The organism is Streptomyces sp. NPDC055815 (assembly GCF_053616475.1).
Map to the genome: position 1 here is coordinate 1 of NZ_JBSHDU010000111.1, position 9,469 is coordinate 9,469.

Annotated in this window: 9 protein-coding genes; 7 read left to right on the forward strand and 2 right to left on the reverse strand. The window is 71.3% G+C overall.

The features are described 5' to 3' along the window. Positions 1-217 precede the first annotated feature (217 nt). Positions 218-1,675, reverse strand: a complete 1,458-nt coding sequence (locus ACWGN5_RS38660) for a regulator (protein WP_453523100.1) — start codon at positions 1,673-1,675, stop codon at positions 218-220. Between the two features lie 288 nt (positions 1,676-1,963). Here ACWGN5_RS38660 and lipB point away from each other — a divergent pair, with 288 nt between their 5' ends. From lipB to ACWGN5_RS38680, 4 genes are all read left to right on the forward strand, one after another. Next, the gene (lipB, locus tag ACWGN5_RS38665) at positions 1,964-2,773 is read left to right on the forward strand and encodes a lipoyl(octanoyl) transferase LipB (RefSeq protein ID WP_453523101.1); all 810 of its coding nucleotides are present in this window, start codon (positions 1,964-1,966) and stop codon (positions 2,771-2,773) included. 104 nt (positions 2,774-2,877) lie between these two features. Further along, on the forward strand, positions 2,878-3,846 hold the full coding sequence (lipA, locus tag ACWGN5_RS38670; RefSeq protein ID WP_453523102.1) for a lipoyl synthase: 969 nt from the start codon (positions 2,878-2,880) through the stop codon (positions 3,844-3,846). A gap of 271 nt (positions 3,847-4,117) precedes the next feature. Next, positions 4,118-4,333, forward strand: coding sequence for an SCO2195 family GlnR-regulated protein (locus tag ACWGN5_RS38675; protein ID WP_041128875.1), 216 nt, complete (start codon positions 4,118-4,120; stop codon positions 4,331-4,333). Positions 4,334-4,343: 10 nt separating this feature from the next. After that, positions 4,344-5,048 carry a DUF4191 domain-containing protein gene (locus ACWGN5_RS38680; protein WP_453523103.1) on the forward strand — a complete coding sequence of 235 codons (705 nt, stop codon included), beginning with the start codon at positions 4,344-4,346 and terminating at the stop codon, positions 5,046-5,048. A 62-nt stretch (positions 5,049-5,110) separates the two neighbouring features. Here ACWGN5_RS38680 and ACWGN5_RS38685 read toward each other — a convergent pair whose 3' ends face one another. Then, the gene (locus tag ACWGN5_RS38685; protein ID WP_189802160.1) at positions 5,111-5,578 is read right to left on the reverse strand and encodes an RDD family protein; all 468 of its coding nucleotides are present in this window, start codon (positions 5,576-5,578) and stop codon (positions 5,111-5,113) included. A 221-nt stretch (positions 5,579-5,799) separates the two neighbouring features. Here ACWGN5_RS38685 and glnA point away from each other — a divergent pair, with 221 nt between their 5' ends. The 3 genes from glnA (at position 5,800) to ACWGN5_RS38700 (ending at position 9,365) form a co-directional block, all read left to right on the forward strand. Continuing rightward, entirely contained in the window at positions 5,800-7,224 is a 1,425-nt protein-coding gene (gene glnA, locus ACWGN5_RS38690; protein WP_086831788.1) for a type I glutamate--ammonia ligase, read from the forward strand. A 228-nt stretch (positions 7,225-7,452) separates the two neighbouring features. After that, positions 7,453-8,175, forward strand: coding sequence for a tRNA-dependent cyclodipeptide synthase (locus tag ACWGN5_RS38695; protein ID WP_453523104.1), 723 nt, complete (start codon positions 7,453-7,455; stop codon positions 8,173-8,175). Further along, positions 8,175-9,365: a cytochrome P450 gene (locus ACWGN5_RS38700; protein ID WP_453523105.1), complete on the forward strand. Its 1,191-nt coding sequence runs from the start codon at positions 8,175-8,177 to the stop codon at positions 9,363-9,365. The genes ACWGN5_RS38695 and ACWGN5_RS38700 overlap by 1 nt, the downstream gene beginning before the upstream one ends. Positions 9,366-9,469: the final 104 nt, after the last annotated feature.

Here is a 9,469-nt window from a genome sequence, read left to right on the forward strand (position 1 = left end):
CCGGGGGCGGGCACACACGGCGGGGGCCGGGGCACCGCCCAGCGAGGGCGCGGGCCCCACACGGCGCGTGGGCACCGCCCGGCGAGGGCGCGGGCCGTACACGGCGCGTGGGCACCGCCCGGCGAGGGCGCGGGGCAGCACGGGCGCGGGGTGCCGCCCGGCGTGCGTGCGGGCCGTACACGGCGCGGGGCGCCGGCGGCTCGGGTCGCGTGGGGGCTCAGCCGATTGCCGCTACTCGGTCGCGGTACGTGCGGGCCGCGGCCGCGTCGCGGTACGGCTCCAGCCGGCGTTCGAAGTCGCGGACGTACTCCAGCGCCCGAGCCGACCGCATCTCCGAGGCCTGCTGCGCCGCCTCCGCGCCCAGCGCGCACGCCTGGTCCAGTTCGCCGAGGGCCAGCCGGGACGTGGCGAGGACCACCCGGCAGAAGAGCCGGCTGCGGGCGTAACCGGGCGCCCGGAGCTGCAGCGCGCGCTCCGCGTGCTGCGCGGCCGGCCGGTACTGCTGGAGGTCCCGGTGGCAGTGCCCGAGCTCGTCGGCGAGCTGCGCCTCGTCGAAGTGGCGGGCCCAGTAGGGGACCTCGTCGCCGGGCCGGGCCGCCTCCAGGGCCCGTTCGGCCCGGACCAGGGAGGCGCTGCAGGCCCGCGCCTCGCCGAGGACCGCGTGGCCCCGCGCCTCGACGGCGTGCAGCATCGCCTGGACGACGGGCGGCGCGGCGGGCCCGACGCCCTGCTGGGCGACCCGGGCGAGCTGGACGGCCTCGCGCCCGTGGCCGAGGTAGACGGCCTGGCAGCTCATGGTGAGGAGCACGTACGAGCCGTAGGCCCGGTCCCCGGCGGCCTGGGCGAGCCGCAGCGCCTGGACGAAGTACCGCTGCGCGAGGCCGTGCGCGGCGATGTCGTAGGAGGTCCAGCCCGCGAGCCGGGTGAGATCGGCGGCGGCGGCGAAGAGGCGGCGGCCGGTGTTCTCCCCGTACGTGCCGCGCAGCATCGGCTCGGCCTCGTGCTCCAGGTAGCGCACGAGGGCCTGTCGGGCGTGCCCGCCGCCGTACGCGTGGTCGAGGGTGCGGAAGAGTTCGCCGACGGAGCGGAGGGCCGCGATGTCGCCGCTGGAGACCCGCTGTCCCGGCCCCCGGTCCGTACCGCGCTGGCGGGGCACCGAGAACCGCCCCTGGGAGGGGACGCGGGGGTCCTGCGGGGACGCCGCGGCGGCGGACGGCTCGCCGCGGGCGACCCGGTCGTCGGCGCGGCCGATGAGCCAGTCGCGGCTGGGGACGACGAGGCCGGCCGGGGTGAAGGCGATCTTGCGGAGTTCGGCGTGGCTGCCGGAGTCCTTGCGCCACAGGCCGCTGACGATGTCGACGGCCTCCTCGGGGGTGGCGGCGAACTCCAGGCCCGCGTAGACGGGCGCGCAGGCGTCGAGGCCGAGGTCCTGGGCGGAGAGGCGGCGGCCGAGGCGGCGGGTGAAGACCTCGGCGATGAGGGCGGGGGTGGTGCCGCGCGGCTGCTGACCGCGGAGCCAGCGGGTCACGGAGGTCTTGTCGTACCGCAGGTCGAGCCCGTGTTCCAGACCGAGCTGGTCGACCCGTCTGGCGAGCCCCGCGTTGGAGAACCCGGCTTCGGCGATGAGCGCGGCGAGCTGGCGGTTCGGGATGCGCTGCGGTGGTCGTTCCGTCATCAGCTGTGCGGTCTCCTGCCTTCCGGGTCCGGGCGGCAGCCCCGTCGGACCCTCATGGAACGGCGCGAATTTAGCGGTCCTCACGGCCCGTACCGCCACCTTCGCCCCACATTCATCCGATCGTGTGAGGATTGACGGCACCGCTGACGTAGGCGCCCCCGTCCACCTGCCGGAGGGGCGTCCCCGGCGCCGCCGTACAGTGGCATGGGCGCGAATGACGCATGGTGCCGCGCCGGCCCGGGATGATCCCCGGTCCCCGGAGCCCGGCACCCAGGAGGAGGCATGGCCGTGAGTGAGCTGCGATTCGTCCGCCTTGGGTTCGGCGAGGAAGCCGTCGAGTACCAGGTGGCCTGGGACAAGCAGCGCGACGTGCACGCCGCGCGGTTCGCCGACGAGATCGAAGACACCTGCCTGCTCCTCGAGCACCCGCCGGTCTACACGGCCGGGCGGCGCACCCAGGAGAGCGAGCGGCCGCTGGACGGCACGCCGGTGGTGGACGTGGACCGCGGCGGCAAGATCACCTGGCACGGCCCCGGCCAGCTGGTGGGCTACCCGATCATGAAGCTGCCCCGCCCGGTGGACGTCGTCGCGCATGTGCGCCGCCTGGAGGAGGCCCTGATCCGTACGGCCGCCGAGTTCGGCGTGGAGACCTCGCGGGTCGAGGGACGCAGCGGGGTGTGGGTCCTGGGCGACCCGGTCGAGCAGCGGCCCTCCCTCGGCGGGCTCTCCCTCGACTTCGACCCGCGGCTGACGGACGAGGAGTTCGACCCGCGCCTGAACGGCCCCGAGTACGCCCCGTCCAACGCCGGCCAGCGCCGCGAGGACCGGAAGCTCGCCGCCATCGGCATCCGGGTCGCCAAGGGCGTCACCATGCACGGCTTCGCCCTCAACGTGAACCCGGACAACACCTGGTTCGACAAGATCATCCCGTGTGGCATCCGGGACGCCGGCGTGGCCTCGCTGGCCAACGAGCTCGGCCGGGACGTCACCATCGGGGAGGTGCTCCCGGTCGTGGAGAAGCACCTGAGGGACGTGCTGGAGCACGCGGAGCTGAAGCCGCGGGAGATCGAGCGCGAGACGGAGCGGGCCTCGGCCTGAGGAATGCCGAGCTCTGGCCCCAGGTTGGCCAAGCGTAGAGCAAGGCATGGAAGCAACGGGCGTACCCTGGTGTGCGCCGAAGAATCGAAGCTACAGGAGCCGATGTGTCCGCAGTCGCACCCGACGGACGCAAGATGCTGCGCCTGGAGGTCCGGAACGCCCAGACCCCCATCGAGCGCAAGCCCGAGTGGATCAAGACCCGCGCGAAGATGGGGCCCGAGTACACGAAGATGCAGGGCCTCGTGAAGAGCGAGGGGCTGCACACGGTCTGCCAGGAGGCGGGCTGTCCCAACATCTTCGAGTGCTGGGAGGACCGCGAGGCGACCTTCCTCATCGGCGGTGACCAGTGCACCCGGCGCTGCGACTTCTGCCAGATCGACACGGGCAAGCCCGAGGCCCTCGACCGTGACGAGCCGCGCCGCGTGGGCGAGTCGGTCGTCACGATGGACCTGAACTACGCCACCATCACGGGCGTCGCGCGCGACGACCTGGAGGACGGCGGCGCCTGGCTGTACGCGGAGACCGTGCGCCAGATCCACCAGCAGACCGCGGACCGCGCCGAGGGCCGGACCAAGGTCGAGCTGCTCGCCCCCGACTTCAACGCGGTGCCGGAGCTCCTCAAGGAGGTCTTCGACTCGCGCCCCGAGGTCTTCGCGCACAACGTCGAGACCGTCCCGCGGATCTTCAAGCGGATCCGTCCGGGCTTCCGGTACGAGCGCTCCCTGGACGTCATCACCCAGGCCCGTGACTACGGTCTGGTCACGAAGTCGAACCTGATCCTCGGCATGGGCGAGACCCGCGAGGAGATCAGCGAGGCGCTCCAGCAGCTGCACGACGCGGGCTGCGAGCTCATCACGATCACGCAGTACCTGCGCCCCTCGGTCCGGCACCACCCCGTGGAGCGCTGGGTGAAGCCGCAGGAGTTCGTGGAGCTGAAGGAGGAGGCCGACGAGATCGGTTTCTCCGGCGTGATGTCGGGCCCGCTGGTCCGTTCCTCGTACCGCGCGGGGCGGCTGTACCAGCAGGCGATCGAGAAGCGCGGCGCGGTCGACAACGCCACGCAGGCCGTCTGAGCCTCGTGGCCGCCGTGTGAATCGGCGCACAAGTAGTTACCGGCCGGTAGTGGCCGAATCCAGTGCGGTCCGTACGACCCCGCAGCTCAGCGGGGCGTACGGGCCGCACTGTCGTTCGTCCGCTCGTCCGACCGGCCGCATCAACGTTTCATCAGTGTTTGACCACCGAGTCACGCCCTGGTAACACCGATCTGTGAGCCTGGTTTCACTCACCGCCACCACCCGCTCCACCCCCCACCTCGTCTCACCCGCAATCGAGGGAGGACCCCGCATGCCGGCCGCATCGACGCATGTCCGCGTCACCGCGATCCCGTCCGTCACCGACGCCCTGAAGGCCGTGGAGGCCCTGCTCCTGGGCGCAGGACAGCGCACCGCACGGCGCAACGCCTGGAACTCCGTCCTGGAGGACCGCCGCCGCGCGAAGGACCGGGTGGAGGCCCAGCACGTGATGGAGGTCGCGTCGGGCCGGGCTTCCCGGGCCACGTAAACTTCAGGACATGGCGAGGAGTGCAAACACGGGCAGCGCTGACGCTGCGAACCCCGGGCGACTGAAGCAGATCGCCCTCACGTACCAGATGACCCGGAAGGCGGACCCGAAGGTCGGTCTGGTCGTCGCGGGCGTGGGCATCGTCGTACTCGGTGTCCTCCTCGGGATCGGCTTCCTCATCGGTCATCCGGTCTACCTGGGCATCCTGGGCTTCGTCCTGGGGCTCCTGGCGGCGGCCATCGTCTTCGGACGGCGTGCCGAGCGCGCGGCCTTCGGGCAGATGGAGGGCCAGCCGGGCGCGGCCGCGGCGGTGCTGCAGAACGTCGGGCGCGGCTGGACGACGACCCCCGCGGTCGCGATGAACCGCAGCCAGGACGTCGTGCACCGCGCGGTCGGCCGGGCCGGCATCGTCCTGGTGGCCGAGGGCAACCCGAACCGGGTCAAGACCCTGCTCGCGGCCGAGAAGAAGCGGATGAGCCGCGTCGTGACGGACGTGCCGGTGACCGACATCATCGTCGGCGACGGCGAGGGCCAGGTGCCGCTGAAGAAGATCCGTACGAAGATGCTCAAGATGCCCCGCGTGCTCACCGGCCCGCAGGTGACCGCGACCAACGACCGGCTGCGGGCGATGGGCGACCTGATGAGCAACATGCCGCTGCCGAAGGGTCCGATGCCGAAGGGCATGCGGATGCCGCGCGGCGGAAAGATGCGCTGACCCCCGACCTGACGAGAAAGGCCCCGGACCGCACGGTCCGGGGCCTTTCTCGTATCAACGGTTCAGATGCGGACCTGGACGGCGCCGGAGAGACGGTCGTGGAGGCCGCGGCCGTCACGGTCCCAGATGAGGGCGGGGATCGCCAGGCAGACGAGCAGGGAGCGCAGCGCCACCCGGAACAGGCCGAGGCGCCCGCCGTTCGCGGAGACGACGCGCAGGCCGAAGAGCCGCTTGCCGGGCGTCGAGCCGACGGTGCCGACCGTCAGGACGCTCAGCACGAGCAGGATGACCAGGGCCCAGTTGCCCGTCGCCTGGTTGTAGCCGTCGGTGATCAAGCCGTATGCGATCAGGATGCAGAGGGCCCAGTCGACGGCGAGGGCGCCGAGGCGCCGCCCGGGGCGGGCGATCGAGCCGGGGCCCTCCTCGGGCAGCCCGAGCTGCTGACCGCGGTAGCCGAAGTCGACGCCTGCGTCCTCGGCCGCCGCGCGGGGGCCGGAGAGCCAAGATCCGAGTGCTTGCCTGTTGTCCACCCGACCACGGTACTGTGCCCGTTTTTGATCACTTCGGGCCGGGTGGAGGTACGGCTCCGGCGTGGCCGAGGAGCACCCGGCCCGGTTAACTTCGACGAAACAAATGGGTCATGCTTGAGAAATCCCGGCTACCTATGGTCGGGTCCAGCGTGTGCCACCGCACTGGCCGCACGACCGCTGCAAACCCCGCCCCTCCCCGGGCCGGGAGTAGGAGGAGTGGGATGTCCCAGAACAACGGGTTCCAGAACGCCGACGAGGTCCAGAAGTTCATCAAGGACAACGACGTCAAGATGGTCGACGTCCGGTTCTGCGACCTTCCGGGTGTGATGCAGCACTTCACGATCCCGGCGACGGCCTTCGACCCGTCCGAGGAGCTGGCCTTCGACGGCTCGTCGATCCGCGGCTTCCAGGCCATCCACGAGTCCGACATGGCGCTCCGCGCCGACCTGTCGACGGCCCGTGTGGACCCCTTCCGCCGCGACAAGACGCTGAACATCAACTTCTTCATCCACGACCCGATCACGGGCGAGCAGTACAGCCGTGACCCGCGGAACATCGCGAAGAAGGCCGAGGCGTACCTCGCCTCCACCGGCATCGCCGACACCGCCTACTTCGGCCCCGAGGCCGAGTTCTACGTCTTCGACTCGGTGCGGTTCGAGACCTCCGCGAACCAGGGCTTCTACCACATCGACTCCGAGGCCGGCGCCTGGAACACCGGTGCGGAGGAGAACAACCGCGGCTACAAGGTCCGCTACAAGGGCGGCTACTTCCCGGCCCCGCCGGTCGACCACTTCGCCGACCTGCGCTCCGAGATCTCCCTGGAGCTGGAGAACGTCGGCCTCCAGGTCGAGCGCCAGCACCACGAGGTCGGCACCGCCGGCCAGGCCGAGATCAACTACAAGTTCAACACGCTGCTCGCCGCGGCCGACGACCTGATGCTCTTCAAGTACATCGTGAAGAACGTCGCCTGGCGCAACGGCAAGACCGCGACCTTCATGCCGAAGCCGATCTTCGGCGACAACGGCTCGGGCATGCACGTCCACCAGTCGCTCTGGTCGAACGGCGACCCGCTGTTCTACGACGAGACGGGCTACGCGGGCCTCTCGGACACCGCCCGCTACTACATCGGCGGCATCCTCAAGCACGCCCCGTCGCTGCTCGCCTTCACCAACCCGACGGTGAACTCGTACCACCGCCTGGTCCCGGGCTTCGAGGCCCCGGTCAACATGGTGTACTCGCAGCGCAACCGCTCCGCCGCCATGCGCATCCCGATCACGGGCTCGAACCCGAAGGCCAAGCGCGTCGAGTTCCGCGCGCCGGACCCGTCCTCGAACCCGTACCTCGCCTTCTCGGCGCTGCTCCTCGCGGGCCTCGACGGCATCAAGAACAAGATCGAGCCGGCGGAGCCGATCGACAAGGACCTGTACGAGCTGGCTCCCGAGGAGCACGCGAACGTCCAGCAGGTCCCGACCAACCTGGAGGCCGTCCTCAACGCGCTCGAGGACGACAACGAGTACCTCCAGGCCGGCGGTGTCTTCACCTCCGACCTGATCGAGACCTGGATCGACTACAAGCGCACCAACGAGATCGCCCCGATCCAGCTCCGCCCGCACCCGCACGAGTTCGAGCTCTACTTCGACCTCTAAATCGCGGCCGCTGCCTGACGAGGCCCGTCGCCCCTTCCGAGGGGGCGGCGGGCCTCGCCGTTTTCTCGCCAAGATCACAGCAATGCGAACAGCTGACGAACTATCGGCCGTACCTGCGAGTAGGGGGTTCACGCTCCGCGACTGGTCGATAGCGTGTCGTCGTCGCTGCCGCCACACCCGGAGCACAGGGCTCCGCTGGGACTAGCTGGCGCGATGAGGACTGCCTACGTGACTCAGGCGGCTTTCGCCCCTGCAGAGACGCTCAGACTCCAGCCGTACACCGATCACTGCCGCGTCATCGCCGACGAGGGCGCGCACGTGGTCATCGGCGTCTCCCCGGGGAACAGTTATTTCACCGCCCAGCGGCTGCGCGAGCTGACGCGCTGGGGCTTGGACCATTTCGATCAGGTCGATCTCGTCTACACCGATCTGCATGTCGCCGACATGTACGAGGCGCTGGGGTACGGGGCCGACGAGGCGCGGCGGAAGGCCGTGAAGAACCTGCGGGGGGTCCGGGCGAAGGTCGGGGCCGCCGTGGCCGAGGCCGACCCCACGGGGTCTCGGGTACGGGCCCGCGGGATGTCGGAGTTCGGGGACGTCCCGGCCTACCGCGAGCTGCACCGCACCGTGCTCGACGCGGTGGCGGCCGACCCGGTGGTGCGGGAGACCTGTGATGCGCTGACCGGCATCTTCCTGGCCGGGAAGCTGGCGCCGGGGCAGGTCACCGACGAGCGGCAGCGGGAGGTGTGCCGGGCGTACATCTGCGCCGAGATGCCGCTGTTCCTGGACACCCCCGCGATCCTCGGGGTGCCGTCCTCCCTCAACTGCTACCACCAGGCACTCCCGTTGGCCGATCTGCTGTACGGGCGGGGGTCCGGGCTCCGGGCCTCGCGCAACCAGGGCCACGGCATCCTCACGCCCGTCGAGACGATCACTGAAGGAGCCGCGTGATGAGCGTCGCCGTCGAGACCCTGCCGGACTTCCCCTTCGACTGGGACGGGACCCGGCTGCCCGCCGAGATCGGCGCGCTGCGCGCCGAACCGGTCCGCAAGGTCCGCACGATCGCCGGGGCGGAGGCCTGGCTGGTCTCCTCGTACGAGCTGTGCCGGCAGGTCCTGGAGGACCCGAGGTTCAGCCTGAAGGACACCTCGGCGCCGGGAGCGCCGCGCCAGTACGCGCTGACGATCCCGCCGCACGTGGTGAACAACATGGGCAACATCACCGGGGCCGGGCTGCGCAAGGCCGTCATGAAGGCGATCAACCCGAAGGCGCCCGGCCTGGAGGAGTGGCTGCGGGCGCGGTCCGGGGCCCTGGTGGACGCGCTGCTCGCCGAGGGGGCGCCCGGGGAGCTGCGGGGCGCCTACGCCGATCCGTACTCGGCGGGGCTGCACTGCCGGATGCTGGGCATCCCGGAGGAGGACGGGCCGCGGCTGCTGCGCAGTCTGGACGTGGCCTTCATGAACGCTCCGCGCGAGATCGAGGCGGCCGGGCTCAACTGGGACCGGGACATCGCCTACATGACCGAGCGCCTGGACGATCCGGCGACGGGCGGGCTGATGGCGGAGCTCGCGGCGCTGCGCGAGGATCCCGAGTACGCGCATCTGACGGACGAGATGCTGGCGACGGTGGGCGTGACGCTGTTCGGCGCGGGGGTGATCTCCACCGCCGGGTTCCTGACGATGGCTCTGGTGTCGGTGCTGACGCGGCCTGACGTGCGCGAGGCGCTGACCGGTGGCGGTGGCCGGGTCGCGGGCGCGATGGACGAACTGCTGCGGGTCAATCTGTCGATCGGCGACGGGCTGCCGCGGCTCGCCCTGGAGGACGTGCGGCTCGGCGAGGTCGAGGTGCGGGCCGGTGAGCTCGTCCTGGTGCTCGTGGAGGCCGCGAACCACGATCCGGAGCGGTTCCCGGACCCGCTGGCCTTCCGGCCGGACCGGGAGAACGCCTCCGACCACCTCTCCTTCGGCGGCGGATCGCACTACTGCCCGGCGACGGCCCTCGGCAAGCGGCACGCCGAGATCGCCCTGGAGACGCTCCTCGACCGGCTGCCGGGGCTGCGGCTCGCGGTGCCGGTCGAACAGCTGGTGTGGCGCACCAACTTCATGAAGCGGCTCCCCGAGCGGCTGCCGGTGGCCTGGTAGCGGGCGGGATCCGACGGCGGCGGGGGCCCGCCCCCCCCCGGGCGCCCCCCCCCCCCGGGCGCGGCCGGGGGGGGGGAGGGGGGGGGGCCGGGGGGCGCACGGGT